This is a genomic window from Pseudomonas sp. LBUM1669, from assembly GCF_059695705.1.
This window is the reverse complement of record NZ_CP166784.1, coordinates 900,267-927,181: the sequence shown is the minus strand read 5'-3', so window position 1 is coordinate 927,181 and position 26,915 is coordinate 900,267. Positions and strand designations below refer to the sequence as shown.

The following is a 26,915-nucleotide window of genomic DNA, read 5'->3' as shown; positions in this document are numbered from 1 at the left end:
GACGGCGGGATAGAGCAAGCTCTTCACTGGAAGTCTCCCTTTTGATTCTTATTTTTATTGGCAGGCGCGGGTCGACGGCAGATAGCCACTATTCAGCGCTATCTCTGTATAGCTTAAATCGGCAGGGGGTTTTGTAACTTAAGGTTAACGGCAGATCGCCGGTCTTGAGATCGATGATCCTTCTTGTGGCGAGGGAGCTTGCTCCCGCTCGTCTGCGAAGCAGACGCAATGCAGACGAGCGGATTTTCCTGACATATTCGCGTGGCCGTTTGAGGGCGCTGCGCGCCCAGCGGGAGCAAGCTCCCTCGCCACAATGACGTTCACGTCAGACAGCTGTTGGGTTACGGGAGGACCGTCCACAACGCAAAACCTGCATACCAGAGCACCGCCGCACGCAGCAGCAATTCCCAGATCCGGTCCAGGCTGTTGATACCATCCGGTCCGACGACCGGTGCAGGAATTTCGCCAGCCACCAGGCCGACTTTCTCGATCAACTGGGCGGCGCTGATGTTCCAGTTCAGCAGTTCATGCAACATGACACGGCTGACCGCGACAAAGTTTCCGACCAGCGCGAAACTGGCCGCCAACAGACGCACCGGCACCCAATCAAACGCATGACGCAACTGTACAGCGCGCTCGACCACGGCCGGGTTCTGTCCGTGCTCTTCGACCAGCGCCAGCAGCCGGTAGCTGAGGGCGGCGACCGGGCCCAGCACGAAGTACCAGAAAATCACCGCGAAAAAGCTCTGGTAGGCCTCCCACAGCAAATGGCCTTCGACCCGCTCAAGCAGTTGTTCGCCGCTATCGGCGCAGATGTCCACGTCGCGCTTCGCCACATGGGCAGCGGCTTGCAGGTCTTCCCGGCGCCAGGCATCGCGAAACGGTCCCAGGCCAGCCAGCAAATCGCCGCGACCCAGACTGTAAATCACCACCAGCAGGTGCACCGGCAACGCCAGCAACCCGTAGGCCACCGGCTCAAGCACCACCAACAACAAACCCAGCAGCGCCACCGGCAACAACACCAGCACCACCAATATCAGCCATGGCCGATCGATCAGGCGCGGACTGACTTCAAGCTTGTTCAGTTCACGCACCCAACCGCCGTCACGTTGGACCCGATGGCGCAGGGCCGAAAACTTCTCGATCCAGACGGCCAACAGCAACACCAGAAAACTCATTGTTGTTCCTCTTTTTCCAGGGCGGCGCGATAGCGCGCCCAGTCGAACGCAGGTCCCGGATCCGTCTTGCGCCCCGGTGCGATGTCGCTATGCCCACAGATGCGCTGCGCGGTGATCGCCGTAAATGTGCTTTGCAGTTGTCGGGTCAGTGTCGTCAACGCCTGATATTGGGCGTCGGTGAACGGCAGATCATCCGTGCCTTCGAGCTCGATACCCACGGAAAAATCGTTACAGGTGTCCCGCCCCTCGAAACTCGAGACACCGGCGTGCCAAGCGCGCTCAAGGCAAGAGACAAACTGAGTGACGGTGCCGTCACGCTCGATCAGAAAGTGCGCAGACACCCGCAGGTCAGCAATCCCTGCAAAGTAGGGATGCTCCGTGACATCCAGACGATTCTGGAAAAATTCCTGCACCTTGCCGGTGGCGAACTGCGCTGGCGGCAGGCTGATGTTGTGGATCACCAGCAGGGAAATTTCGCCCGAGGGGCGCGCATTGAAGTTGGGCGAGGGGCATACACGCACGCCCTGACACCAACCACTCGCGGGGTCCAACTGCATACAGGTTCCTTCAACGACGACTGTGTTGGCGCCCAGTATGCCGCGATAGGCCCTCGGGGCGCGATCACTTGCCGCGATTGAGACGCCGCAGATTGCCCAGCACCGACTCCAGGGCCCGGTCGAACAGCAAGGTATCGTCCAGCGCCCGCACCGCGCCACGGCGAAATTCTAGGGCCAGGCCGGTGCGGCTGCGCTCCAGCACTTTCATGCCTGTGCGGTCGACAAAGATGTATTTGCCGGTGGAATCGATGATCGCTGCCAGCTTGCAACGCAGGGAGTTCTCGTCGTCTTCCTGAAACTCGACCCAGCAGCCCGGACGCATCTGATCGACCTGATGCAAACCGGCATCGTCCGCCGGCAACCGTACTGACACCGCATCGGTCGGGCCCTCGTCGGCGTTGTGCAGCACGATTTGCTGCAGCACTTCGACCATCACCGGCGGCTCGACGGGCTGTTCAGCCGCCTGGCCCGGGCGCTCGAACAATTGCACGTGCAAGGTTTCCAGCTCACTGAAAAACTCACTGGTGGCGAACGGATCGAATGCCGAGCTGCTCAGTCCGTCGCGCAAGGCCTTTAGCAACCCTGGGACCAGCGTCAACAAGCGCAGGCCGGCATCGGGCTCCTCATGGCGCTGCACGCTCCAGATCAATTGCTCCATGGTCTGCACATCGGCATGCCATTGCGCCGACGCATCAACGTGTTTGAGGCAGGTCAACAACAGCACTTTGCTCCAGGCCTCCTGCAAGAAGACCACTACACCTTCGGGTAGCACTTTGCCCAATAACGCCTGATTCAGCGCCTGCTCGACACGCTGGCGAGCCAGTTCGGCCCTCGCGCGGCCTTCTTCGGCGTCACGGGTGCGTTGTTCCAGCAATTCACTGCGACGGCGCTCGTCACTGGTGAAAGCGAGAAAATCCGCGAGCAACTCGGAAAAGATCGCCGGATCGTCAACAAAGTCGTTCAACAGGCGCTGCACCACTTGCTCGATGCGCAGGTACAGGCTGTCACGCTCGTGGTCATCGCACTCGCCCCAGCCCATCGCGGCGGCAGCGATTTCGTTGAGCAGACGCCGGGCCGGGTGGCTGGCGCGGCTGAAGAAGCTCTTGTCGAGCACCGCAACCTTGAGCATCGGGATCTGCAACCGACCAATCAGCGCCTTGAGGGAGTCAGGCAGGTTGCGGTCATCAAGGATGCATTCGAAGAGCATGGCGATCAGGTTGATCACGTCTTCGTCAGCCACGCCGACCACGCGCGACTTGCCGCTTTTGACGCTGACCCGGGTCAGCAGTTGTTCGAGCTGGTTACGCAGATCGAAGTCGTCCTGGGTCGCCAGCGCCGGCACGTATTGCTGCAAGTGCGAGAGCAGGCGCAACAGGTCTCGGGTGGAAATGGGTTGGGTCTGGGCACTGGCCTCGAGGGTGGGTGCGACGCTGCCGCGCACGTGCAACAACAGCTCCTGCAACGCGGCAAAGACTTCCTGCACGCCATCGTCGACCGGCGTCTCGCCTGAGTGGATGCCGGCTTCGATCGGTTCGGCACGGGCGCTGGCGGCTGCATGATCGCTGGCACGTCGCATCGGTGCAGGCTTGAGGTCGGGCAACACGCCGGTTGCGATGAGCAGTTGATTGGCTTCGGCGTATAGCTGTTCAGCGCTGCTGAGCACGTAGCGGTCGAACAGTTTGAGAATGATCAGCTTGACCTTGATCTCCACCCCCAGGTTGCGCCAGGCCTGCAAGAAATACTCGCAGAGCCGCGCCGGTCCCAGCGGGTTGTGCTCATCGTCCAGCGCCTTGCCCAGCAAAGCACTGAGCCGGGCTGTCAGTTGGTCGAGGGCGAATCCGTCGCGGTTCAGCACTTTGCTGACCATGGACTCCACCGCGACGCTGCGCTCCAGATCGTCATTGGTCAATGCATCGGTTTCAAACGCCAATGCCTGAGGCATGGCCGCCTGGGTGCTGTCGTACTGCGAGAGGCTGACGAACGCCTCGAAGAATTGTTCGAGAAAACCGCGCTCGATGCTTTTTCGCTTGAGACGCAAGTCGCGCATGGCTTCGAAAAAGAGGTTCTGCTCGACATCGTTGCGGGCCCGATCAGCCATTTCGAACAGCGTGTCGTCGGCGTTATCAAACAGCTCCTGCAAGCCGTGCCTGAGCTGTTGAGTGGCCTTGTCGCGAACCTGAAGCAGAATCACAGGCAGGCGGGCGAGCGGCGATAGCGTCGCCTGATCGGTAGCCGCCTTGTGCAAAGGCACTACATTCCCGTCGTTGTGCATCCAAGCCTCCTGAAACGGTGATTCTGCAAATAGTCGTGAACCCAAGAATACGTCAAAGCCATGACGTCAAAAGCAAGGCGGATTATCTTGCAAAAGCGCCCCCAAGTACCAGCAGACTCTGCGCTTCGTATTGAAATAGACGCATTGGGAAGACGCTGACTTAGTGCCGATGACTCAAGGGAATCGACCAAATGCAGGTTTGCAGGTGAGGGGAACGCCTCTGATGCCTTGGGTTGCCTCGCGCCATGGCCCTATAATCGGGCCACTTTGTTTGTGGAGCCCCTTATGCCGAATCTACGTCTCGCCGATTTGACCGCCGAAATCGAAGCCAACGTGCGCCGTGCGTTGCTCGAAGACATCGGCAGCGGCGACATCACCGCACAGCTGATCCCGGCCGAACGCCTGGCAAAAGCCACCATCATCACCCGCGATGCGGCCGTCATTGCCGGTACTGCTTGGGTCGATGCCGTTTTCCGGCAACTCGACCCACGGGTCGCGGTGCACTGGCAGGTGCGCGACGGCGAACGGGTGAAACCCAATCAGGCGCTGTTCCACCTCGAGGGCCCGGCACGCTCGCTGCTGACCGGCGAACGCTGCGCACTGAATTTCCTGCAATTGCTTTCGGGCGTGGCCACCCGCGCGCAATACCTGACGGATTTTGTCGCCGAGACGCAGGTGAAGCTGCTCGACACCCGTAAAACCCTGCCGGGCCTGCGTCTGGCGCAGAAGTACGCCGTGACCTGCGGCGGTTGCCACAACCACCGCATCGGCCTTTACGACGCCTTCCTGATCAAGGAAAACCACATCGCCGCCTGCGGTGGCATTCCTGAGGCCATTAACGCTGCGCACAAGATCGCCCCGGGCAAGCCGGTCGAGATTGAAGTGGAGAACCTGGCGGAATTGAAAGAAGCCCTGGCGGCGGGTGCAGACATCATCATGCTCGATGAGCTGAGCCTGGATGACATGCGTGAAGCCGTGCGCCTGAACGCGGGCAAAGCAAAACTGGAGGCCAGCGGCGGTATCAACGAAAACACGCTGCTGCCGATCGCCGAAACCGGGGTGGATTACATTTCGATTGGTGCGATGACCAAGGATGTGAAGGCTGTCGACCTGTCGATGCGCTTAAGTCTCTGATCACGCATCGCTGAATGAAAAACGCCAGCCTCATTGAGGCTGGCGTTTTTGTCAGACCACCAGATTGTTCATCTCGCAGTACTCTTCCCACTCGACGCCCAACACCTCGGCCGCCTCCTTGTGCAGCACCAGGCGCGCAGCCTCGAACTCTTCAGGGGTCGAGGTGTACTTGAGCGTCAGCTCCCACGGCTGCAAGCCCTGGGATTCCGCCTCATCCTCGAACGCCCACTGGATCTGGTCTTTCTGATCGTCGGCTGGCAGGTCCTTGATCTCGTCCGCTAGCTGGGGCGTATCAAGCAGGTACTTTTTAAGCGCTTCTTCGTGTCTGGCTTCTTGAGTCAATTCTTTAACGGTCATGGCGTTCTCGCTGATCTGGGGAATGGAAGATGGATCTGGATCATCAAGGATCTCTCTGACGCAAAAAACCGTGTGAAGCCCGGTTTGTCTGGCCTTCAGAACCATTCGGGGATCATCTGAAAACTGCAAAGTGGTACGTGTGCAACGTCCGAATATAGGACGTTTGGTCGACGATTTATATGGACTTTTACATCAAATCTACAAAAAAACCGTTGATCGGGCTTTCTGAAAATTTTCCTTCGCTACCCAGGAACAACGTTCAAAAGGTAAAGTCATAGCGATGTGCCATCTAGGCACGTCACAAGGAACCCGTGATGCGCAATTTTTCCAAGCTTCCGTCCCTCCTGTCTGCAACTGGCATGGCCGCCCTTCTTCTCGGCAGCCTGACACTGCCAAATACGGCTCAAGCCAGTCTGGAATACAAGTCCGTCAGCGCTACGTCTTCGGATAAATTCCTCGTTTTCCACAACTATTACGGCAAAGACGTGATGGTCAGGTCCGACGTCAGTATCGAGGAGGTCGAACAATTACAAAGAATTGTTAAAACCAATACGGCTGATCTGGAAGTGCTGAAGAAAACCGCCAGTGAACAGGCGCGCCTCATCGAAGAGTTCAAAAAGAACACGGGGTCCAGTTCAAGCTCCAATGCCAACGAGGTGGCCAATCTCAAGCGCACCGTCAGTGAGCAGGAAACGGTTCTGAAAAACCTCGCAAAGGCCATGGACGAGTTCAAACGCAACAGCGGCTCGAGTTCCAGCTCCAACGCCAGCGAAGTTAACGACCTGAAACGCACGGTCAGCGAACAGAACACCGGTTTGGTAAACCTTGCCAAGGCAGTGGACGAAATCAAACGCAATAGCAGCTCGAATTCCAGCTCCAGTACCAGTGAAGTCAACGACCTCAAGCGCACGGTCACCGAACAGGACAATGGGCTGAAAAAGCTCGCCAGCCAAATGGACGACCTCAAGCGCAGCAGCAGCTCGAATTCCAGCTCCAGCTCCAGCGAAGTGAGTGATCTGAAACGCACGGTGAGCGAACAGGAAAACGGCCTGAAAAAGCTCGCCAGTCAGATGGACGATCTGAAGCGCAGCAGCGGCTCGAACTCCAGTTCAAGTTCAAGCTCCAGCGAAGTGAACGACCTCAAACGTACCGTCAACGAACAGGAAAACGACCTGAAAAGGCTTGCCAGCCAGGTGGAAGACCTCAAGCGCAGCGCCGGATCGAGTTCCAGTTCGAGCTCCAGCGACCTGTCCAGCCTAAAGCGGGAAGTCAGCGATCAGGACAATCAACTCGATCAGCTCAAACGCTCCGTGGAAGACCTGAGCAGAAAGGTGAAATAAAAGGGGAAATGGTGCCCGAGACAGGAATCGAACCTGCGACCTTCGCGTTACGAGTGCGCTGCTCTACCGGCTGAGCTACACGGGCGGTGGGCTAAACCTAGCACCGGGTTCGAGAGCCAGCAACTTCACACCCTGTTTCACAGACAAAAAAGGCCCCGCAGTTTTCACTGCGGGGCCTTTTTTATAACGTTGAAGCAATCAAGCGGGAGTAATTAAACGCCCGAAGCCTTGGCCGCTGCTACGTCTTTGATGGACAGCTTGATACGGCCGCGGTTGTCCACGTCCAGTACCAGTACTTCCACTTCCTGGCCTTCTTTCAGGATGTCGGTCACTTTCTCAACGCGAGCGTCGCTCAGCATCGAGATGTGAACCAGACCGTCCTTGCCAGGCAGGATGTTGACGAATGCGCCGAAGTCGACGATGCGCTCAACCTTACCGACGTAGATCTTACCGATCTCGGCCTCAGCGGTGATACCCAGAACGCGCTGACGTGCTGCTTCAGCCGCTTCCTTGGTTTCGCCGAAGATCTTGATCGAGCCGTCGTCTTCGATGTCGATCGAAGCCTTGGTCTCTTCACAGATCGCACGAATGGTCGCGCCGCCTTTACCGATGACATCACGGATTTTGTCGGTGTCGATTTTCATCGCGATCATGGTCGGAGCATTTTCCGACAGTTCAGTGCGGGACTGACCAATGATCTGGTTCATCTGACCGAGGATGTTCAGGCGCGCTTCCAGGGCTTGGCCCAGAGCGATCTCCATGATTTCTTCGGTGATGCCTTTGATCTTGATGTCCATCTGCAGCGCGGTAACACCTTTGGCGGTACCGGCTACTTTGAAGTCCATGTCGCCGAGGTGGTCTTCGTCACCCAGGATGTCAGTCAGGATGGCGAACTTCTCGCCTTCTTTAACCAGACCCATGGCGATACCGGCAACCGGTGCCTTCATCGGAACGCCAGCATCCATCAGAGCCAGGGAAGCGCCGCAAACGGAAGCCATCGAGCTCGAACCGTTGGACTCGGTGATTTCCGATACAACACGGATGGTGTACGGGAACACGTCGGCAGCAGGCAGCATGGCTGCAATCGAACGACGGGCCAGACGGCCGTGACCGATTTCGCGACGACCAGCGCCACCCATGCGGCCACACTCACCTACCGAGAACGGAGGGAAGTTGTAGTGCAGCATGAACGGGTCTTTTTTCTCGCCTTCCAGGGTGTCCAGCAGCTGTGCGTCACGGGCGGTGCCCAGTGTTGCAACAACCAGCGCCTGGGTTTCGCCACGGGTGAACAGAGCCGAACCATGGGTCTTGGGCAGAACACCGACTTCGATGTTCAAAGGACGTACAGTCTTGGTGTCGCGACCGTCGATACGTGGCTTGCCGTTTACGATGTTTTCGCGAACGGTGCGGTATTCGATTTCGCCGAAAGCGGCTTTGACTTCGCTGGACGAAGGCTGGCCTTCTTCACCGGACAACTTGGCAACGACCTGGTCTTTCAGCTCACCCAGGCGAGCGTAACGGTCGGCCTTGATGGTGATGGTGTAAGCCTGGGAGATCGCGTCGCCGAACTCGGCACGGATGGCGCCCAGCAGAGCGGTGGCTTCTGGCTGTGGAGTCCAGGTCCAGGTCGGCTTGGCAGCTTCGGCGGCCAGTTCTTTGACGGCGTTGATCACCACCTGGAACTCGTCGTGAGCAAACAGTACCGCGCCCAGCATTTGGTCTTCGGTCAGCTCTTTGGCTTCCGATTCAACCATCAACACGGCTTCCGAAGTACCGGCAACGACCATGTCCAGGCTCGAAGCTTTCTGTTGTTCGTAAGTCGGGTTCAGCAAGTAGCCGGTGCTTTCGTGGAACGCAACGCGCGCGCAGCCGATAGGGCCATCGAAAGGAATGCCGGAGATGGCCAGGGCAGCCGAGGTACCGATCATCGCAGCGATGTCCGGATCGGTTTTCTTGCTGGTGGAAACGACGGTGCAGACAACCTGCACTTCGTTCATGAAACCTTCTGGGAACAGCGGACGGATCGGGCGGTCGATCAGTCGGGAAGTCAGGGTTTCTTTCTCGGAAGGACGGCCTTCGCGCTTGAAGAAACCGCCAGGGATCTTACCGGCAGCGTAAGTCTTTTCCTGGTAGTGAACGGACAGAGGGAAGAAGCCCTTGCCTGGATCGGCTTGTTTGGCACCGACTACGGTCACCAATACGCTGACGTCGTCGTCAACGGTGACCAATACTGCGCCGGAGGCCTGACGGGCGATACGGCCAGTCTCGAGGGTAACGGTCGACTGACCGAACTGGAATTTTTTGATTACCGGGTTCACGGTGTCCTACCTTCTTTTGTGGCTCTTGGGGAACTTGTCTTCTTGCGAAATTCTTGGGCAATGTCGGGAATCGGCCCAACGCCTGTCCAGGGTAAAACGACTATCCAGATAAAACTTGAGGCTGGGAGCCTGCCATGTGCCAGCGGGAAACCCACTGGCGCACGACAAACAACCAACCTCTAGCGCAATCGCTTATTAGCGACGCAGACCCAGGCGACCGATCAGAGCCTGGTAACGGCCCAGATCCTTGCCTTTCAGGTAGTCCAGCAGCTTACGACGCTGGTTTACCATGCGGATCAGACCACGACGGGAGTGGTGATCTTTACCGTTGGCCTTGAAGTGACCTTGCAGCTTGTTGATGTTGTGGGTCAGCAGTGCAACTTGCACTTCTGGCGAACCAGTGTCACCAACAGCTTGCTGGTAGTCAGCTACGATTTGAGCTTTTTCTTGAACGTCGAGAGCCATGAGGCAATCCTTTTATCAGGAAACTGTTTCAAAGAAACAGCTTCAACAGGCCAGGGACAAATCCCTGTATCTAAAAATGAGTAGTGACCGTGCCTGTTAACAGCCACCCTCGTCCGGTCATTCTGACCGAATAAGCCGACGCGGCGCGATGCGCCCGTCTTCGCTCACTTCACCGATACCGATGAAGCGACCGTTGTGATCCTGTACCCGTACCATGCCGAACTTCGGTGCATCCGGGGCTCGTACCGGTTGGCCGTTAAGCCAGTAGAACGAACTGTGCTCCGAGAACTGCAACAGTGGCCAATCCAGCAGGCCGCTGTCCGATGGCATCAGGAAGCGGTCGACCGCTTCGTTGCCGCCTTCGGCATGTACAGCTTCCAACTCTTCAAGCGTGACCGTCTGCGCCAGCGTGAAAGGCCCGGCCTGGGTACGTCGCAATTCAGCCACGTAAGCGCCACAACCGAGTTGCTCACCGATATCCTCCACCAGGGTGCGAATATAGGTGCCTTTGCTGCAATCCACCACAAGCCGCGCAGTATCACCTTCAAAGGCCAGCAATTCCAAGCGCGCAATAGTAACAGAACGCGGTTCACGCTCCACTACTTCGCCCGCACGGGCCAGCTTGTACAGCGGCTGGCCATCACGCTTGAGCGCCGAGTACATCGGCGGTATCTGACTGATTTGCCCGCGAAAACCGGGCAAAACCGCTTCGACATCGGAGCGACCAACGGTCACCGGACGCTCCAGCAAAACATCACCTTCGGCATCCGCCGTGGTGGTGGTCTTACCCAGTTGCGCCAGGGTTTCATAAGCCTTGTCGGAGTCGAGCAAATACTGCGAGAACTTGGTGGCCTCACCGAAGCACAACGGCAACACGCCGGTGGCCAGCGGATCAAGACTGCCGGTGTGACCGGCCTTCTCGGCGTTCAGCAGCCAGCGAACCTTCTGCAACGCGGCGTTGGAAGTAAACCCCAACGGCTTGTCGAGCAAAATGATACCGCTGACGTTACGACGGATACGTTTGACCTGAGCCACCGATTACTCCTTGGCGTCTTCGGGTTCAGCCGCTACCGGGTGCTGATTGTCTTCAGCCACCGCACGCTCGATCAGGGCCGACAGGTGCGCGCCACGCACGACGCTTTCGTCGTAGTGGAAGTGCAACTGAGGAACGCTGCGCAACTTCATTTCGCGAGCCAACTGCATGCGCAGGAAACCGGCGGCGGAGTTGAGCACCTTGATGCTTTGCGCGATGTCTTCGGCGTTGTCCTGGCCCATCACAGTGATGAAGATCTTGGCGTGACCGACGTCACGGCTGACTTCAACTGCGGTAATGGTGACCAGGCCGACGCGCGGGTCTTTGACTTCACGACGGATCAGCTGTGCCAGCTCACGCTGCATCTGATCGCCGATACGTTGGGTACGGCTGTATTCTTTTGCCATGTCTTGTTACCTGTTACTGCCCCACGGTGAAACCCGAGGGGTCTGAAAGCGGCAAACGCCCGGCCTGACAAAAGCCAGACCGGGCGTTGCGTTTAGAGTCCTGACGCCGTGCCGCGCACTTGCATGCGACGGCTCGTCGTGGCCCTTGAAGTACGGAAGTTAGAGGCTACGAGCAACCTGAACCTTCTCGTAGACTTCGATCTTGTCGCCAGCTTTGACGTCGTTGTAGCTCTTCACGCCGATACCGCATTCCATGCCGGCACGTACTTCGGAAGCGTCATCCTTGAAGCGGCGCAGGGATTCCAGCTCGCCTTCGAAGATAACGATGTCTTCACGCAGTACACGGATTGGACGGTTACGGTGAACAACACCTTCGATAACCATGCAACCGGCGATCGCGCCAAACTTCGGCGAACGGAACACGTCACGCACTTCAGCAGTACCCAGGATGTTCTCGCGAACATCGCTGCCCAACATACCGGTGAGGGCTTTCTTGACGTCTTCGATGATGTCGTAGATCACGTTGTAGTAACGCATATCCAGACCTTCCTGCTCGACGATCTTGCGAGCGCCAGCATCGGCACGCACGTTGAAGCCAAACAGTACAGCGTTGGAGGCCAGTGCCAGGTTAGCGTCGGACTCGGTGATACCACCGACGCCGCCACCGACAACACGCACTTGCACTTCGTCGTTACCCAGGCCGTTCAAGGCACCGTTCAACGCTTCCAGCGAACCACGGACGTCGGATTTGAGGACGATGTTGAGCGTCTTCTTCTCTGCCTGACCCATGTTTTCGAAGATGTTTTCCAGCTTGCCGGCGTGAGCGCGAGCCAGTTTGACTTCGCGGAACTTGCCTTGACGGAACAAAGCCACTTCACGGGCTTTCTTCTCGTCCGACAGCACGCTCATCTCGTCGCCAGCGTCCGGGGTACCGTCCAGGCCGAGGATCTCGACAGGGATGGAAGGACCGGCTTCCTTGATTGGCTTGCCGTTCTCATCGAGCATGGCACGTACACGGCCATAGTTCGAACCGACCAGCACCATGTCGCCTTGGCGCAGGGTACCGTCTTGAACCAGAACGGTTGCAACCGGGCCACGACCTTTGTCGAGACGCGATTCAACCACAACACCGCGACCTGGGGCCGATGGGGTTGCTTTCAGTTCGAGTACTTCAGCTTGCAGCAGGACCGCTTCGAGCAGTTCGTCTACACCAGTACCGACTTTCGCCGATACCGAGACGAAAGGCGTATCACCGCCCCACTCTTCGGAAGTCACGCCGTGAACCGACAGTTCGCTACGGATGCGATCGAGATCAGCGCCCGGCTTGTCGATTTTGTTCACTGCAACAACCAGTGGAACACCGGCAGCCTTGGCGTGCTGGACCGCTTCAATGGTCTGCGGCATTACGCCGTCGTCCGCTGCAACGACCAGGATCACGATGTCAGTCGCCTTGGCACCACGAGCACGCATTGCGGTAAACGCGGCGTGACCCGGGGTATCGAGGAAAGTGACCATGCCGCGATCAGTTTCAACGTGGTACGCACCGATGTGCTGGGTGATACCGCCGGCTTCGCCTGCAGCTACCTTGGCACGACGGATATAGTCGAGCAGCGACGTCTTACCGTGGTCAACGTGGCCCATTACGGTCACGACTGGCGCACGGGAGAACGTCTCACCTTCAAACTTCAGGGACTCGGCCAGGGAATCTTCCAGGGCGGTGTCGCTGACCAGGGTCACTTTGTGGCCCAGTTCTTCGGCTACCAGTTGAGCAGTTTCCTGATCAAGCACCTGGTTGATGGTCGCTGGAGTACCCAGTTTGAACATGAACTTGATGATTTCAGCAGCCTTGACCGACATCTGATTGGCGAGATCGCCAACAGTGATGGTCTCGCCGATCTGCACATCACGCACGACAGGGCCGGTTGGGCTCTGGAAACCGTGGGCGTTGCGTTTTTTCAGCTTGGCCTTGCCGCGACCACCACGACGGAAGCCATCGCTTTCTTCGTCGGTAGTACGTGGCGCAACACGTGGAGCAGGCGCTTTCTCTTTGACCGAAGCACGATGCGGAGCGTTTTTGCGCTCGCCATCGCCACTGCCGCTGCGACGATTGTTATCGTCGGCACGTGGTTTGTCCGGACGGCGCTGTTCGTTCTGCTTGTTGCGAACATCAGCAGACGGTGCTGGTGCAGCAGCCACAACCGGAGCGCTTTCACGCACTGGCTCGGCAACCGCAGCAGGAGCTGCGACAGCGTCGTTAGTAGCGTTTTGCGCAGCAGTAGGCTGGCGACGCGCTTCTTCTTCGGCGCGACGCTTGGCTTCTTCTTCAGCCTTCTGACGAGCAGCATTTTCTACTGTGCGACGCTCTTCCAGTTCGCGTTTGCGCTCGGCTTCGATTTCTTCCGGGCTGCGCTGTACGAAGACTTTCTTCTTGCGTACTTCAACGCTGATGCTTTTGCTGCCAGCAACACGCAGGGTGCTGGTGGTTTTGCGCTGCAATGTAATCTTGCGCGGTTCTTCCACTTTCGCCTTGTGGCTGCTCTTCAAGTGAGTCAGCAAAGACTGCTTCTCACTATCGCTCACACCTTCATCGGCGGCGGTGTGCGGCAGACCTGCCTCACGCATCTGCTGCAACAGGCGCTCTACCGGTGTTTTGACCTCATCGGCCAGTTGTTTCACCGTGACTTGCGTCATGCACTTCTCTCCTCAGGCCGCGCCTAATTACTCGAACCAGTGGGCTCGGGCGGCCATGATCAACTTGCCGGCACGATCATCGTCAATGCCGTCGATGTCGAGCAGATCGTCAATAGACTGCTCGGCCAGGTCTTCGCGGGTAATTACGCCGCGCACCGCCAGTTCCATCGCCAAATCCTTGTCCATACCCTCAAGCGAGAGTAGGTCTTCGGCCGGATGGGCGTCTGCCAGCTTTTCCTCAGTAGCGATGGCTTTGGTCAACAAACGATCCTTGGCGCGAGCGCGAAGCTCGTTGACGGTTTCTTCGTCAAAGCCGTCGATGTTGAGCATTTCTTCCAACGGTACGTAGGCAATCTCTTCCAGGCTGGTGAAGCCTTCATCTACCAGCACCTGTGCCAGGTCTTCGTCGACTTCCAGCTCGTCGATGAAGTTGCGCAGGATGTCGCCGGTTTCTGCTTGCTGCTTAGCCTGGATGTCCGATTCGGTCATCACGTTCAGGGTCCAGCCAGTCAATTGGCTAGCCAGACGCACGTTCTGACCACCGCGACCGATGGCCTGAGCCAGATTGTCTGCGCCAACGGCGATATCCATTGCATGGGCATCTTCGTCAACGATAATTGCCGCAACCTCAGCCGGGGACATGGCGTTGATTACGAACTGAGCCGGGTTGTCGTCCCACAGGACGATGTCCACACGCTCACCACCCAACTCACCCGACACTGCCTGGACGCGCGAACCGCGCATACCGATGCAAGCGCCTTGCGGGTCGATGCGTTTGTCTTTCGAGCGGACCGCGATCTTGGCACGCGAGCCCGGGTCACGGGAGGCCGCCATTACTTCGATCAGGCCTTCAGCGATTTCCGGCACTTCGATGCGGAACAACTCGATCAGCATTTCCGGCGCGGTACGCGACAGGATCAGCTGCGGGCCGCGGTTTTCGGTGCGGATTTCCTTGAGCAGCGCACGCAAGCGCACGCCAACCCGGAAGGTTTCGCGAGAGATAATGTCTTCACGAGCCAGCAACGCTTCAGCGTTGTTGCCCAGGTCAACGATCACGTTGTCGCGGGTCACTTTCTTCACGGTGCCGGAGATGATTTCCCCCAGGCGCTCGCGATAGGCGTCAACGACCTGAGCGCGCTCGGCTTCGCGAACTTTCTGCACGATGACTTGCTTGGCAGTCTGTGCAGCAATGCGGCCGAACTCGATGGACTCGATTTTCTCTTCGACTACATCACCCACCTGGGCGCCCGGGTGCGTTTCAGCAACCTTGCTCGGCCAGGTTTCGATGGCCGGATCATCCAGGTCTGCTTCTTCGACGACCGTCCAACGACGGAATGTCTCATAAGCACCGGTGTGGCGATTGATTTCCACACGCAGATCGACTTCGTCCTCGAAACGCTTTTTGGTAGCAGTGGCCAGAGCCAGCTCCAGCGCTTCAAAAATTACGTTCGCCGGTACGCCCTTTTCATTGGATACCGACTCAACAACCAGCAGTACTTCTTTGCTCATCGTACGCCTCGCCTTTCGCAAGCCATTGGATCCGCGGGATCCGCGTCTCAGTCAAAACTGGGAATAATGTTGGCCTTGTCGATCATATCGATCGGCAACAGGAACTCATGGTCTTCTACCTGCACCACGACGTCCTGCTCTTCTACACCGCGCAGAAGGCCCTGAAAGTTGCGTCGTCCTTCAAAGGGCGAGCGCAGCTTGATCTTCACTTGTTCACCGGCAAATTTTGCAAACTGCTCAATAGTGAACAGTGGGCGTTCCATGCCAGGCGAGGAAACTTCAAGGGTGTATTCAACGGCGATTGGATCTTCAACATCCAGGACACCGCTGATCTGACGGCTGACGATGGCACAATCGTCCACCAGCACACCGCCCTCTTTATCAATATAAACGCGCAACATTGAGTGGCGACCTTGAGCCGAAAACTCAATACCCCAGCATTCATAGCCCAGGGCCACGACCACCGGGGCCAACAAGGCCTGCAACTCTTCTAGCTTGCTCGACACCTGAACCCCCTCGTGCATGTATGTGCATGCTATGCAAAATAAAAAAATGGGCGAAACGCCCATCCTTGAAACGCCGTCGAACAGCGGCGCAGAAAGTGTCCAGCTAACAAAAAGCCCCTCAAAAGGGGCTCCTTAAACTGGTTGCGGGGGCCGGATTTGAACCGACGACCTTCGGGTTATGAGCCCGACGAGCTACCAGACTGCTCCACCCCGCGACAAAGCTGGGGCGGAAGTATACGACCGATCCCTGACAGGGTCAATGTAACCTTCCACCTACAAGAAAGCCCGCAACAGCGGGCTCTCCTGATAATTGGTACCGAGAAGGGGACTCGAACCCCTACACCCTATGGGCACAACCACCTCAAGGTTGCGTGTCTACCAATTCCACCACCTCGGCAATACTACGTTTGAAACCCTTCTTACTTTTGCTCTTGAGCTGGAGGCACGTCAGTCGCTGGAGTAGCCGACTTTTGCTCTTGAAGCACCGGTACATCATCAGAAGCCGGCTGCTGCTTTGGAACTTCCAACACTGCCGGGTTTGGCAAACCTACTTGAGTCAGCTGGTGAGCTTTCTCTTTAGCAAAGTAACCTAACCCTAAGCTGGTTATGAAGAAACCGGCGGCAAGTATAGCAGTAAACTTACTAAGAAAGGTAGAGGAACCTTGGCTTCCGAACACAGTATTTGAAGCACCTGCTCCGAAAGACGCGCCAGCATCCGCACCTTTACCCTGCTGCAGCAATACCAGAGCAACTACGCCCAATGCACCCAGCAGATGAAAAACGACTACGACTGTTTCCAGCATTTTTTCAGTTTCCCGCGGCGCGACAAATCGCACCGAACTCATCTGCATTCAGGGAAGCTCCACCAATGAGCCCCCCATCGATATCCGGCATGCCGAACAGTTCGACCGCATTGGCCGCCTTCACGCTGCCGCCGTATAGAAGCCGCACACCTTGTGCGACCTCAGAATTCTCTGCCGCCAACTGAGCGCGAATGGCTGCATGCACATCCTGCGCTTGTTGCGGCGAAGCAGTCAGCCCGGTGCCAATGGCCCAGACCGGCTCGTAAGCAATTACTGCATTTGCAAAGGCACCTACACCCAGCTCCTCTATGATACTGCCTAGCTGACGCCCGACAACCTCAAGAGTTTTACCGGCTTCGCGCTGCTCAAGGGTTTCCCCTATGCACAACACCGGGATCAAGCCACATGCCTGCGCCGCTGCGAACTTGCGAATCAGCATACCGTCCTGCTCGCCCATAATCTGGCGGCGTTCGGAATGCCCGACAAGAACCAGGGAACAACCTGCATCCACCAATTGACTCGGCGCGATTTCACCGGTCAGTGCACCTTGCATGGCTTCCACCGCAGAGTTCTGCGCGCCGATCGAAATCGACTTGCCGTTCAAGCCATCAATCACTTGATTGATATGCAAGTAAGGCGGGAATACCGCTACATCAACACCGCTCGGCAAGGCCAGATGACGAAGGCCATTGATCAGCTCAGCGACGCTGGCGCGGGTACCGTGCATCTTCCAGTTACCAGCTACCATAGGGCGACGCATGCTGTACCTCGTCGGTCAAAGTGGGCGCAGATGTTACCCAACACAATCATGGCTGGCAAGCCGAATTCAGGCAGAAACTTCAGTAACCAGTTTTGCCAGCTCTTCGGCGTAGCCACGGACCTGTGTTTCGTCCTCGCCTTCGACCATCACCCGCACCAACGGCTCCGTCCCGGACTTGCGCAACAGCACGCGCCCGCGACCGGCCATAGCCTCGGTGACCCGGGCACTGGCTTCCTTGACCGCCGGATGGTCGAGCGGACTCGCACCCCCGCCGAACCGGACATTGATCAGCACCTGAGGGCACTTGCGCAGCGCCTGACGGGCCTGAGCCAGACCTTCCGAGCGCGTTTTCAGCGCCATCAGCACCTGCAGCGCAGCGATGATCGCATCACCTGTGGTGGTGTGATTGAAGCAGACGATATGACCCGAGTTCTCACCGCCTACCAACCAGTTGCGCTCTAGCAAGTCAGCGATTACATAACGGTCACCAACATTGGCACGCACGAAAGGAATCGACAAATCCGCCAGGGCCAACTCCAGCCCCAGGTTACTCATCAATGTTCCGACCACGCCGCCTTGCAGCTTGTCGCGCTCGTGCAGATCGCGGGCGATGATGTACAGCAGTTCATCACCATCAACAATGGCGCCAGTGTGATCAACCATCAGGACGCGATCACCGTCACCGTCGAAGGCAATGCCGAGATCGGCGTGCTCGGCCAGGACAGCAGCCTGCAATTGGCCCATATGGGTCGAACCGCAATTGTCATTGATGTTCAGGCCGTTAGGCGAAGCGGAAAGCACAACGACTTCAGCACCCAGCTCGCGGAACACGCTGGGCGCAACTTTGTAGGTCGCGCCGTGAGCGCAGTCGATCACAATCTTCAGGCCAGCGAAGCTGGTACCGGTCGGCACGCTGCTCTTGCAGAATTCGATATAGCGGCCAGAGGCGTCGTTGATTCGCGAAACTTTGCCGATCTTGCTCGACTCAACCACGGTCATCGGGGTGTCGAGCAGCTCTTCGATCATCAGTTCGACTTCATCCGGCAGCTTGGTGCCCTTTCCGGAGAAGAACTTGATGCCATTGTCATCGTGAGGATTGTGCGAGGCACTGATCACAATACCGGCTTCAGCATGAAAGGTACGCGTCAGGTAAGCGATCGCCGGCGTTGGCATCGGGCCCAACAGCATCACGTCAGCACCCGCCGAGGTCAGACCGGCCTCGAGCGCGGACTCGAACATGTAGCCAGAGATCCGGGTGTCCTTGCCGACCAGCACTTTGCAGGCACCCATTTTGCGGAACGCCATGCCCGCCGCCCAGCCAAGCTTAAGCATGAAATCAGGAGTAATCGGGTACTCACCGACCCGACCACGGATACCGTCGGTGCCAAAGTATTTTTTGCTCATAATTGCTCCATCATTCTTATTCGGCTGATTCCACTGCGGCGATCATCCGCACCACATCCACTGTTTCGGCTACATCATGGACGCGCAATATACGCGCCCCCTTGGCCGAAGCCAGCGCCGCGAGCGCCAGACCGCCAAACAGGCGTTCTCCAACCGAGCGATTCAAGGCCTGACCTATCATGCTCTTTCGCGAAACCCCGACCAACAAGGGCCGCCCCAAGGCATGCAGATCTTCCATATGTTTGAACAAGCTTAGATTGTGCTGCAAGGTTTTCGCGAACCCAAAGCCTGGATCGAGAATAATCCGCTCAGCCGGGATTCCCACCAACGCACACTGAGCCATGCGCTCGGCGAGAAATTCGCCAACCTCTTTGGTCACGTCACCGTAATGTGGATTGTCCTGCATGTCGCCCGGCTCACCGAGCATATGCATCAGACACACCGGCAATCCGGTGGCGGCTGCCGCATCCAGAGCGCCGTCTCGACGTAGCGAGCGCACATCATTGATCAGGCCTGCTCCGAGCCGTGCGGTTTCGCGCATGACCGCCGGAGTGGACGTATCGACCGAAATAATCACATCCAGTTCGCGATTGATGCGCTCAACGATAGGCGCCACGCGCTCCAGCTCTTCAAGTGGCGAAACCGCCCTTGCACCAGGCCGGGTCGACTCACCACCAACATCGATCAGCGTGGCGCCCGCCGCTACCATCGACTCGGCGTGGCGCAGGGCCGCGTCGAGCTGGCTGTATCGGCCGCCATCAGAAAAGGAATCGGGAGTGACATTGAGAATGCCCATGACATGCGTCTGGGCCAAATCAAGAACCCGGTTGCCGCAAGGCAACCGGGTCGAGGACTGAACAGAAGTCATTTCAAACCTTATACGTCAGCAGCCGGACCGCCGATCGGTGTTTCCGGACGCTCATCCTGCACCACCGGAGGTGTCCCGGAAGTACCGGTGCCGCCGCCCGACCAATCGCGTGGTTCGCGAGGGGTACGACCCGCCATGATGTCATCGATCTGATCGGCATCGATCGTCTCGTACTTCATCAAGGCATCGGCCATGGCGTCGAGCTTGTCGCGGTTATCCGTGAGGATCTGTTTGGCCGTGCCGTAGCACTGGTCAATGATGCTGCGCACTTCGGAGTCAATCAGCTTGGCTGTCTCACCGGAGAAGCTTGCACCCTGGCCACCGCCGCCGCGACCGAGGAACACCTCACCCTCTTCTTCGGCATACATCAACGGACCGAGTTTTTCCGAAAGGCCCCACTTGGTCACCATGTTCCGCGCAATCTGGCTAGCACGCATGATGTCGTTGGACGCGCCGGTGGTAACACCGTCGAAACCCAGGGTCATTTCTTCAGCGATACGACCACCGTACAGCGAGCAGATCTGGCTGATCAGTGCACGCTTGGACAGGCTATAGCGATCTTCTTCCGGCAGGAACATCGTCACACCCAGCGCACGACCTCGCGGGATGATCGACACCTTGTAGACCGGATCATGCTCTGGCACGACACGACCGACGATGGCGTGACCCGCTTCGTGATAAGCGGTGTTTTGCTTCTCTTTTTCGGACATGACCATGGATTTGCGCTCGGCGCCCATCATGATCTTGTCTTTCGCCAGTTCGAACTCTTTCATTTCGACGATGCGCTTGCCGGTACGGGCAGCGAACAACGAGGCCTCGTTCACCAGGTTGGCCAGGTCGGCACCCGAGAAACCAGGCGTACCACGTGCGATCACCGCAGGAGCGACGTCGTCACCCATCGGCACTTTGCGCATGTGGACCTTGAGTATCTGTTCACGACCACGAATATCCGGCAGACCGACCACAACCTGACGGTCGAAACGGCCCGGACGCAGCAACGCAGGGTCCAGTACGTCAGGACGGTTGGTTGCGGCAATGACGATGATGCCGTCATTCATTTCAAAGCCATCCATCTCAACCAGCAATTGGTTGAGCGTCTGCTCGCGTTCGTCGTGACCGCCACCCATACCGGCGCCACGGTGGCGACCGACGGCGTCGATTTCATCGATGAAAATGATGCATGGCGCGTGTTTCTTGGCCTGCTCGAACATATCGCGAACACGGCTGGCACCGACACCGACGAACATCTCGACGAAATCGGAACCGGAAATGGTGAAGAACGGCACTTTGGCTTCACCGGCAATCGCCTTGGCCAGCAAGGTTTTACCGGTACCCGGAGGACCCACCATCAGCACGCCGCGTGGAATGCGGCCGCCCAGTCGCTGGAACTTGCCCGGATCACGCAGGAACTCGACCAGTTCACCAACCTCTTCCTTGGCTTCGTCGCAACCGGCAACGTCACCCAAGGTGGTTTTCACCTGATCTTCGGAGAGCAGTCGTGCCTTGCTCTTGCCGAAGCTCATCGGCCCGCCTTTGCCACCTGCACCGCCCTGCATCTGCCGCATGAAAAACATGAACACGGCGATGATCACCAGGATCGGGAAGCTGGCGACCAGGAGTTGAGTCCAGATGCTTTGCTGCTCAGGCTGCTTGCCTTCGACCACGACGTGGTTATCCACGAGGTCGCCGATCAGACCGTTGTCCTGGATGGCAGGACGAATGGTCTTGAAGCTGTCGCCGTCGTTGCGCTTACCGGTAATCACATAGCCGTCAACTGCTACGCGCTCGACCTTGCCATCCTTGACCTGCTGGATGAAGTCGGAATAGTTGAGGGTCTGCGGCTCGTTAGGGCTGGAGAAGTTGTTCATCACTGTCACCAGGACAGCCGCGATGATCAACCACAGGATCAGATTCTTTGCCATATCGTTCAATTAACTACCCTCTGAAGCAAGCTCCGCTAATGGCGCGCGCTTCGCATGATATTCACCGGCCTAACTTACTACATTACCTACGACTCTGGCAGGCGCCGTCTGTAACCCTTTGTGAAACACTTTCTACACAATATTCGCTAATGCTCACGGGGCGAAATACGAAAAACCTATCGACCCGCAAAAAAACCTCGATTTACTCACTACGGCCGCGGTAGCCCCAAGCCAGCATGTATTGCTCGCGGGAACTGCCACGGGAAGAGTCCGGCTTGATCATCTGGACCTTGTCGAATTTCTGACGAGCGTCCTTCACGTAAGCATCAAACCCTTCGCCCTGAAACACCTTGATCACGAAATTACCACCCGGCTTGAGTATCCGAGCCGCCAGATCAAGAGCCAGCTCACATAGAAACATGGCTTTTGGCATGTCCACCTCAGGCGTACCACTCATATTGGGGGCCATATCGGAAATCACAAGGTCCACCTGCGAATTACCCACGGCTTCGAGGATCTGAGCGAGCACTTCGTCCTGGGTGAAGTCACCCTGGATGAAAGTCACGTCCGGAATGCTGTCCATTTCCAGGATGTCCGAGGCGATCAGACGCCCCTGACCACCGATCAGCCGACTAGTGACCTGCGACCAGCCGCCGGGCGCCGCACCCAGGTCGACAACGCTCATACCCGGACGGATCAGCTTGTATTTCTCCTGGACCTCCAGAAGCTTGTAACTCGCACGCGAGCGGTAACCATCCTTCTGCGCCTGCTTCACATAGGGATCATTGACATGTCTTTGCAGCCATTTAAGGCTTGTCTTGGAACGGGCCACGGGCCACCTCGAAAATAAAACGGGTCGTGATTAACTGGGCGGTCCCGGACTCGCTCGGGTAAACTGGCCGCCGCTTTTTACAAGATCAGACGCAGGGGTCAGATTATGCCGCTCACTCAAGAGCAGAAGAAACAGTACAAATCCATTGGCCACCATCTGAAACCAGTTTTGATAGTGGCTGACAACGGTTTGACTGAAGGTGTGTTAGCCGAACTTGAACGCGCTTTGGCGGATCACGAGCTGATTAAAATCAAGCTCAACATCCTCGATCGCGAGTCGCGCCTGGCGAACATTGCAGAACTGTGCAAGGTCGGCAAAGCGGACCTGGTTCAGGTCATCGGCAAGATGGCACTGATTTATCGCAAGAACTTCAGCGTCAACAAGCAGCTGTCGAACGTTCATCGCTTCAAGTGATGGCAAGGGTCAAGGGTGTGCTTCGCGCACCCTGCCACTCCATCCGGGCACCGGCTGCAACACCAGCACCAACCCGGAAAAGCCCAGAACAAGATAACTGAACACCTGCCAGCGCACGGCATCCGGCCAACCGACGCGCACCGCGAAGAACATCCCACACGCATACAGCGCCATCAGCAGCAGTTGCCCACGAATATCGCGCCATAGACTGGCAAGGCCCTCAGCCTGAATCAGCACCAAAGCCTGAAAAATCACACACGCTGTGGCAAAACCCACCATCAGCGCATTCAGCATGCCTGCAATTTCGTCAATCAGCAGCGGCGCCAGGCCTATCTGGCCTAGCACCGGCAGCAGACCGATGTGTAGCAACCACAGGCCGCCGACCCACAACATCTGAGTCAGTTGCCAAAGCAGGGCGCCCGCACGGACTGGGCGCCTGCGTTTAGATGTGGCGAACTTCGACAATCTCGTACTCGATAACGCCACTCGGCGTTTTCACGGCCACCACATCACCTTCTTCCTTGGCAATCAAGGCGCGGGCCAGTGGTGAGCCCACCGAAATCTTGCCAAGTTTGAAGTCAGCTTCATCCTCACCCACGATGTGGTAAGTGACGCGGTCGTCCGTCTCGACGTTGGCGATTTCAACAGTCGTACCGAAAATCACTTTGCCGGTGTGAGGAATGGTCGTGACATCGATGATCACCGCGTTTTGCATGCGGCCTTCGATGTCGCGGATCCGCGCCTCGACCATACCTTGCTGCTCGCGAGCAGCGTGGTATTCGGCGTTTTCTTTCAAATCACCCAACTCGCGGGCCGTACCGATATCCTGGCTGAGCTTCGGACGGACGACCTTGGTCAGGTGAGCGTGTTCTTCTTCCAGGGCCTTCGCGCCCTTGACGGTCATTGGGTACTTGATCATGCCTTCAATCCTGCGTGTAGATCCTGCAAGCGGCGCACGGTCTTCTCGGGACCGAACTTCAGCGCTTCGCAGATGGCTTCGCCAGCAGCAATGGTGGTGGTGCAGTAGATTTTGTGCTGCAAGGCATTACGACGAATGGAGTACGAATCAGCAATCGATTGACGACCTTCGGTGGTGTTGATGATCAGGGTGACTTCGTCATTCTTGATCATGTCGACCACGTGCGGACGACCTTCGGTCACCTTGTTCACACGACGCACTTTCAGGCCTGCGGCTTCGATCAGCTTGGCAGTACCGGCAGTGGCAACCACTTCGAAGCCCAAGTTGATCAGATCACGGGCCACGCCTGCAACCAGTGGCTTGTCGTCATCACGCACACTGATGAACGCGGTACCGCCGGTCGGCAGCACTTCGCTGGCACCCATCTGGGCTTTGGCAAACGCTTCACCGAAGGTGTCGCCCACGCCCATCACTTCACCGGTGGACTTCATCTCTGGGCCCAGAATCGGGTCCACGCCAGGGAATTTGGCGAATGGGAACACCGCCTCTTTCACGCTGTAGAAGTTCGGAATGATTTCCTTGGTGAAGCCGATTTCTTTCAGGGTTTTACCGGCCATCACGCGGGCAGCGATCATTGCCAGGGAGACACCGATGCACTTGGACACGAACGGTACAGTACGGGATGCGCGCGGGTTGACTTCGATGACGTAGATGTCTTCGCCTTGCAGCGCCAACTGAACGTTCATCAGGCCGACCACGCCCAGTTCCAGGGCCATTTTCTTGACCTGTTCGCGCATCTCGTCCTGGATGTGCGCCGGCAGCGAGTACGGCGGCAGGGAGCACGCGGAGTCACCGGAGTGAACACCGGCCTGCTCGATGTGCTGCATGATCGCGCCGATCACCACGTCGGTGCCGTCGCAGACCGCATCCACGTCCATTTCGATGGCGCAGTTGAGGAAGTGGTCGAGCAGCACCGGGCTGTCGTTGGACACTTTCACCGCATCACGCAGGTAGCGCTTGAGTTCTTCTTCTTCGTAGACAATTTCCATCGCACGGCCGCCCAATACGTAGGACGGACGCACCACCAGCGGGTAACCGATCTTGGCAGCGGCACGAATTGCTTCGTCTTCGCTGCGCACGGTGGCGTTTGGCGGCTGACGCAGGTTCAGGCGCTCGACCATTTGCTGGAAGCGCTCACGGTCTTCGGCGCGGTCGATGGCGTCTGGGCTGGTGCCGATGATCGGCACGCCGGCTTCTTCCAGAGCGCGCGCCAGTTTCAGCGGGGTCTGGCCGCCGTACTGGACGATCACGCCTTTTGGCTTCTCGACGCGGCAGATTTCCAGCACGTCTTCCAGGGTCACTGGTTCGAAGTACAGGCGATCGGAGGTGTCGTAGTCGGTGGAAACGGTTTCCGGGTTGCAGTTGACCATGATGGTCTCGTAACCGTCTTCGCGCAGGGCCAATGCCGCGTGTACGCAGCAGTAGTCGAACTCGATGCCCTGGCCGATACGGTTTGGACCGCCGCCGAGGATCATGATCTTGTCGCGGCCCGACGGCGCGGCTTCGCACTCTTCCTCGTACGTCGAGTAGAGGTAGGCGGTGTCGGTGGCGAACTCGGCCGCGCAAGTGTCAACGCGCTTGTAGACCGGGAACACTTCGAGCTTGTGACGGTGGCGACGCAAAGCTTTCTCGGTCACGCCCAGCAGCTTGGCCAGACGCATGTCGGAGAAGCCTTTGCGCTTGAGCTTGAACATCAAGTCGCGGTCGATGCTGGCCAGACCCAGGGTCTTGACCTTCTCTTCGTCCTTGATCAGGTCTTCGATCTGCACCAGGAACCACGGGTCGATCATGTTCATGCCGAAGATGTCTTCGACCGACAGGCCGGCACGGAAGGCGTCAGCCACGTACCAGATACGCTCGGCACCCGGCACGGTCAGTTCGCGCTTGAGGATACTCATGCTTTCCGGATTGCTCAGGTCGAGCTTCTCATCCAGGCCGCAAACGCCCACTTCCAGACCGCGCAGGGCTTTCTGCAGGGATTCCTGGAAGGTCCGGCCGATGGCCATGACTTCACCGACCGACTTCATTTGAGTGGTCAGGCGTGCATCGGCTTTCGGGAATTTTTCGAAGGCGAAGCGTGGCAGCTTGGTCACGACGTAGTCGATCGACGGCTCGAAGGACGCCGGAGTAGCGCCGCCGGTGATCTCGTTCTGCAACTCGTCCAGGGTGTAGCCGATCGCCAGCTTGGCAGCAATACGCGCAATCGGGAAACCAGTGGCTTTCGAGGCCAGTGCCGAAGACCGGGATACCCGCGGGTTCATCTCGATGACCACCATGCGACCAGTGTCCGGGCAGATGCCGAACTGGACGTTGGAGCCGCCGGTTTCCACGCCGATCTCGCGCAGTACCGCCAGGGAGGCGTTACGCATGATCTGGTATTCCTTGTCCGTCAGGGTCTGTGCTGGCGCAACGGTGATCGAGTCACCGGTGTGCACGCCCATCGGGTCAAAGTTTTCGATGGAGCAGACGATGATGCAGTTGTCCTTCTTATCGCGGACAACCTCCATCTCGTACTCTTTCCAGCCGATCAGGGATTCGTCGATCAGCAGCTCTTTGGTCGGCGACAGGTCGAGGCCGCGAGCGCAGATTTCTTCGAACTCTTCACGGTTGTAAGCGATACCACCACCGGTGCCGCCCATGGTGAAGGACGGACGAATGATGCACGGGAAGCCAAGCTTCTCGAGAACCACGTTGGCCTCTTCCATGCTGTGGGCGATACCCGAACGCGGGCAGTCCAGGCCGATGGATTTCATCGCCTTGTCGAAACGCGAACGGTCTTCAGCCTTGTCGATGGTGTCAGCGTTGGCGCCGATCATCTCTACACCGAACTTCTCCAAGACGCCTTCGCGCTCCAGGTCCAGTGCGCAGTTCAGAGCGGTCTGGCCACCCATGGTTGGCAGCAGCGCGTCCGGACGCTCTTTCTCGATGATCTTGGCAACGGTCTGCCACTTGATCGGCTCGATGTACGTGGCGTCGGCCATGTCCGGGTCGGTCATGATGGTCGCTGGGTTGGAGTTCACCAGGATGACGCGGTAACCCTCCTCGCGCAGGGCTTTGCAGGCCTGGGCGCCGGAGTAGTCGAATTCACAGGCCTGGCCGATCACGATCGGGCCAGCGCCGAGAATCAGGATGCTTTTTATGTCTGTACGTTTTGGCATGGGTTTGT

General features: G+C 57.8%; 23 protein-coding genes and 3 tRNA genes. 3 read left to right on the top strand and 23 right to left on the bottom strand.

What is annotated here, in order from left to right:
- Positions 1 to 341 precede the first annotated feature (341 nt).
- From ampE to ACA051_RS04095, 3 genes are all read right to left on the bottom strand, one after another.
- On the bottom strand, positions 342 to 1,178 hold the full coding sequence (ampE, locus tag ACA051_RS04105; protein ID WP_497307961.1) for a regulatory signaling modulator protein AmpE: 837 nt from the start codon (positions 1,176 to 1,178) through the stop codon (positions 342 to 344).
- Entirely contained in the window at positions 1,175 to 1,735 is a 561-nt protein-coding gene (ampD, locus tag ACA051_RS04100) for a 1,6-anhydro-N-acetylmuramyl-L-alanine amidase AmpD (protein ID WP_497307959.1), read from the bottom strand. The genes ampE and ampD overlap by 4 nt, the downstream gene beginning before the upstream one ends.
- A gap of 64 nt (positions 1,736 to 1,799) precedes the next feature.
- The gene (locus tag ACA051_RS04095; protein WP_497307957.1) at positions 1,800 to 4,007 is read right to left on the bottom strand and encodes a DUF1631 domain-containing protein; all 2,208 of its coding nucleotides are present in this window, start codon (positions 4,005 to 4,007) and stop codon (positions 1,800 to 1,802) included.
- A 285-nt stretch (positions 4,008 to 4,292) separates the two neighbouring features.
- On the opposite strand from ACA051_RS04095, the gene nadC reads away from it, so the two are divergent.
- On the top strand, positions 4,293 to 5,141 hold the full coding sequence (nadC, locus tag ACA051_RS04090; RefSeq protein WP_497373604.1) for a carboxylating nicotinate-nucleotide diphosphorylase: 849 nt from the start codon (positions 4,293 to 4,295) through the stop codon (positions 5,139 to 5,141).
- A gap of 51 nt (positions 5,142 to 5,192) precedes the next feature.
- Here the strand turns inward: nadC and ACA051_RS04085 are convergent, their stop codons facing one another.
- Positions 5,193 to 5,498 (bottom strand): DUF6388 family protein, encoded by a 306-nt coding sequence (locus ACA051_RS04085; RefSeq protein ID WP_094469169.1) that lies wholly within the window; start codon positions 5,496 to 5,498, stop codon positions 5,193 to 5,195.
- A gap of 314 nt (positions 5,499 to 5,812) precedes the next feature.
- Between ACA051_RS04085 and ACA051_RS04080 the strand changes: the two genes are divergently transcribed.
- Complete coding sequence (locus ACA051_RS04080; protein ID WP_497373602.1) at positions 5,813 to 6,838, top strand: hypothetical protein; 1,026 nt, start codon at positions 5,813 to 5,815, stop codon at positions 6,836 to 6,838.
- Between the two features lie 9 nt (positions 6,839 to 6,847).
- On the opposite strand, the gene ACA051_RS04075 is transcribed toward ACA051_RS04080, so the two are convergent.
- The 16 genes from ACA051_RS04075 to rlmE form a co-directional block, all read right to left on the bottom strand.
- A tRNA-Thr gene (locus tag ACA051_RS04075) sits at positions 6,848 to 6,923 on the bottom strand.
- 127 nt (positions 6,924 to 7,050) lie between these two features.
- Positions 7,051 to 9,156, bottom strand: coding sequence for a polyribonucleotide nucleotidyltransferase (gene pnp, locus ACA051_RS04070; RefSeq protein ID WP_046045794.1), 2,106 nt, complete (start codon positions 9,154 to 9,156; stop codon positions 7,051 to 7,053).
- A 195-nt stretch (positions 9,157 to 9,351) separates the two neighbouring features.
- Positions 9,352 to 9,621 (bottom strand): 30S ribosomal protein S15, encoded by a 270-nt coding sequence (gene rpsO, locus ACA051_RS04065; protein ID WP_003176135.1) that lies wholly within the window; start codon positions 9,619 to 9,621, stop codon positions 9,352 to 9,354.
- Between the two features lie 117 nt (positions 9,622 to 9,738).
- On the bottom strand, positions 9,739 to 10,656 hold the full coding sequence (truB, locus tag ACA051_RS04060; protein ID WP_497307951.1) for a tRNA pseudouridine(55) synthase TruB: 918 nt from the start codon (positions 10,654 to 10,656) through the stop codon (positions 9,739 to 9,741).
- Positions 10,657 to 10,659: 3 nt separating this feature from the next.
- The gene (gene rbfA / locus ACA051_RS04055; protein ID WP_007942872.1) at positions 10,660 to 11,061 is read right to left on the bottom strand and encodes a 30S ribosome-binding factor RbfA; all 402 of its coding nucleotides are present in this window, start codon (positions 11,059 to 11,061) and stop codon (positions 10,660 to 10,662) included.
- A 159-nt stretch (positions 11,062 to 11,220) separates the two neighbouring features.
- Positions 11,221 to 13,752: a translation initiation factor IF-2 gene (gene infB, locus ACA051_RS04050; RefSeq protein WP_497307949.1), complete on the bottom strand. Its 2,532-nt coding sequence runs from the start codon at positions 13,750 to 13,752 to the stop codon at positions 11,221 to 11,223.
- A gap of 27 nt (positions 13,753 to 13,779) precedes the next feature.
- Positions 13,780 to 15,261, bottom strand: coding sequence for a transcription termination factor NusA (nusA, locus tag ACA051_RS04045; RefSeq protein WP_008024459.1), 1,482 nt, complete (start codon positions 15,259 to 15,261; stop codon positions 13,780 to 13,782).
- A gap of 47 nt (positions 15,262 to 15,308) precedes the next feature.
- Positions 15,309 to 15,767 carry a ribosome maturation factor RimP gene (rimP, locus tag ACA051_RS04040; protein WP_010463487.1) on the bottom strand — a complete coding sequence of 153 codons (459 nt, stop codon included), beginning with the start codon at positions 15,765 to 15,767 and terminating at the stop codon, positions 15,309 to 15,311.
- Between the two features lie 138 nt (positions 15,768 to 15,905).
- Positions 15,906 to 15,982 (bottom strand) — tRNA-Met (locus ACA051_RS04035).
- A 96-nt stretch (positions 15,983 to 16,078) separates the two neighbouring features.
- A tRNA-Leu gene (locus tag ACA051_RS04030) sits at positions 16,079 to 16,164 on the bottom strand.
- A 22-nt stretch (positions 16,165 to 16,186) separates the two neighbouring features.
- Positions 16,187 to 16,570 carry a preprotein translocase subunit SecG gene (gene secG / locus ACA051_RS04025; protein WP_017336473.1) on the bottom strand — a complete coding sequence of 128 codons (384 nt, stop codon included), beginning with the start codon at positions 16,568 to 16,570 and terminating at the stop codon, positions 16,187 to 16,189.
- Positions 16,571 to 16,574: 4 nt separating this feature from the next.
- Positions 16,575 to 17,330, bottom strand: a complete 756-nt coding sequence (gene tpiA / locus ACA051_RS04020; RefSeq protein ID WP_497307947.1) for a triose-phosphate isomerase — start codon at positions 17,328 to 17,330, stop codon at positions 16,575 to 16,577.
- Positions 17,331 to 17,396: 66 nt separating this feature from the next.
- The gene (gene glmM / locus ACA051_RS04015; protein ID WP_497373600.1) at positions 17,397 to 18,734 is read right to left on the bottom strand and encodes a phosphoglucosamine mutase; all 1,338 of its coding nucleotides are present in this window, start codon (positions 18,732 to 18,734) and stop codon (positions 17,397 to 17,399) included.
- Between the two features lie 16 nt (positions 18,735 to 18,750).
- Positions 18,751 to 19,602, bottom strand: coding sequence for a dihydropteroate synthase (folP, locus tag ACA051_RS04010; RefSeq protein WP_497373598.1), 852 nt, complete (start codon positions 19,600 to 19,602; stop codon positions 18,751 to 18,753).
- An 8-nt stretch (positions 19,603 to 19,610) separates the two neighbouring features.
- Positions 19,611 to 21,524 (bottom strand): ATP-dependent zinc metalloprotease FtsH, encoded by a 1,914-nt coding sequence (gene ftsH, locus ACA051_RS04005; RefSeq protein WP_109627910.1) that lies wholly within the window; start codon positions 21,522 to 21,524, stop codon positions 19,611 to 19,613.
- Between the two features lie 202 nt (positions 21,525 to 21,726).
- The gene (gene rlmE, locus ACA051_RS04000; RefSeq protein ID WP_008005470.1) at positions 21,727 to 22,356 is read right to left on the bottom strand and encodes a 23S rRNA (uridine(2552)-2'-O)-methyltransferase RlmE; all 630 of its coding nucleotides are present in this window, start codon (positions 22,354 to 22,356) and stop codon (positions 21,727 to 21,729) included.
- 105 nt (positions 22,357 to 22,461) lie between these two features.
- Here rlmE and ACA051_RS03995 point away from each other — a divergent pair, with 105 nt between their 5' ends.
- A complete protein-coding gene (locus ACA051_RS03995) occupies positions 22,462 to 22,770 on the top strand; it encodes a YhbY family RNA-binding protein (RefSeq protein WP_008057408.1) in 309 nt (102 codons plus the stop codon).
- Positions 22,771 to 22,779: 9 nt separating this feature from the next.
- Here ACA051_RS03995 and ACA051_RS03990 read toward each other — a convergent pair whose 3' ends face one another.
- From ACA051_RS03990 to carB, 3 genes are read right to left on the bottom strand one after another with little or no spacing between them, the layout of a single operon-like run.
- Complete coding sequence (locus ACA051_RS03990; protein ID WP_497310534.1) at positions 22,780 to 23,184, bottom strand: MFS transporter; 405 nt, start codon at positions 23,182 to 23,184, stop codon at positions 22,780 to 22,782.
- 28 nt (positions 23,185 to 23,212) lie between these two features.
- A complete protein-coding gene (gene greA, locus ACA051_RS03985; protein WP_497307941.1) occupies positions 23,213 to 23,689 on the bottom strand; it encodes a transcription elongation factor GreA in 477 nt (158 codons plus the stop codon).
- Positions 23,686 to 26,907 (bottom strand): carbamoyl-phosphate synthase large subunit, encoded by a 3,222-nt coding sequence (carB, locus tag ACA051_RS03980; protein WP_497307939.1) that lies wholly within the window; start codon positions 26,905 to 26,907, stop codon positions 23,686 to 23,688. Before carB ends, greA begins: the two co-directional genes overlap by 4 nt.
- Between the last annotated feature and the right edge of the window lie 8 nt (positions 26,908 to 26,915).

Coding starts and splice junctions, on each gene's coding strand:
- ACA051_RS04085 (WP_094469169.1), bottom strand. CDS start 5,498: ATGACCGTTAAAGAATTGACTCAAGAAGCCAGACACGAAGAAGCGCTT.
- folP (WP_497373598.1), bottom strand. CDS start 19,602: ATGACTTCTGTTCAGTCCTCGACCCGGTTGCCTTGCGGCAACCGGGTT.
- nusA (WP_008024459.1), bottom strand. CDS start 15,261: ATGAGCAAAGAAGTACTGCTGGTTGTTGAGTCGGTATCCAATGAAAAG.
- ACA051_RS04095 (WP_497307957.1), bottom strand. CDS start 4,007: ATGCACAACGACGGGAATGTAGTGCCTTTGCACAAGGCGGCTACCGAT.
- ACA051_RS03995 (WP_008057408.1), top strand. CDS start 22,462: ATGCCGCTCACTCAAGAGCAGAAGAAACAGTACAAATCCATTGGCCAC.
- tpiA (WP_497307947.1), bottom strand. CDS start 17,330: ATGCGTCGCCCTATGGTAGCTGGTAACTGGAAGATGCACGGTACCCGC.
- ampD (WP_497307959.1), bottom strand. CDS start 1,735: ATGCAGTTGGACCCCGCGAGTGGTTGGTGTCAGGGCGTGCGTGTATGC.
- secG (WP_017336473.1), bottom strand. CDS start 16,570: ATGCTGGAAACAGTCGTAGTCGTTTTTCATCTGCTGGGTGCATTGGGC.
- infB (WP_497307949.1), bottom strand. CDS start 13,752: ATGACGCAAGTCACGGTGAAACAACTGGCCGATGAGGTCAAAACACCG.
- nadC (WP_497373604.1), top strand. CDS start 4,293: ATGCCGAATCTACGTCTCGCCGATTTGACCGCCGAAATCGAAGCCAAC.
- greA (WP_497307941.1), bottom strand. CDS start 23,689: ATGATCAAGTACCCAATGACCGTCAAGGGCGCGAAGGCCCTGGAAGAA.
- ftsH (WP_109627910.1), bottom strand. CDS start 21,524: ATGGCAAAGAATCTGATCCTGTGGTTGATCATCGCGGCTGTCCTGGTG.
- glmM (WP_497373600.1), bottom strand. CDS start 18,734: ATGAGCAAAAAATACTTTGGCACCGACGGTATCCGTGGTCGGGTCGGT.
- ACA051_RS04080 (WP_497373602.1), top strand. CDS start 5,813: ATGCGCAATTTTTCCAAGCTTCCGTCCCTCCTGTCTGCAACTGGCATG.
- rpsO (WP_003176135.1), bottom strand. CDS start 9,621: ATGGCTCTCGACGTTCAAGAAAAAGCTCAAATCGTAGCTGACTACCAG.
- ampE (WP_497307961.1), bottom strand. CDS start 1,178: ATGAGTTTTCTGGTGTTGCTGTTGGCCGTCTGGATCGAGAAGTTTTCG.
- carB (WP_497307939.1), bottom strand. CDS start 26,907: ATGCCAAAACGTACAGACATAAAAAGCATCCTGATTCTCGGCGCTGGC.
- rbfA (WP_007942872.1), bottom strand. CDS start 11,061: ATGGCAAAAGAATACAGCCGTACCCAACGTATCGGCGATCAGATGCAG.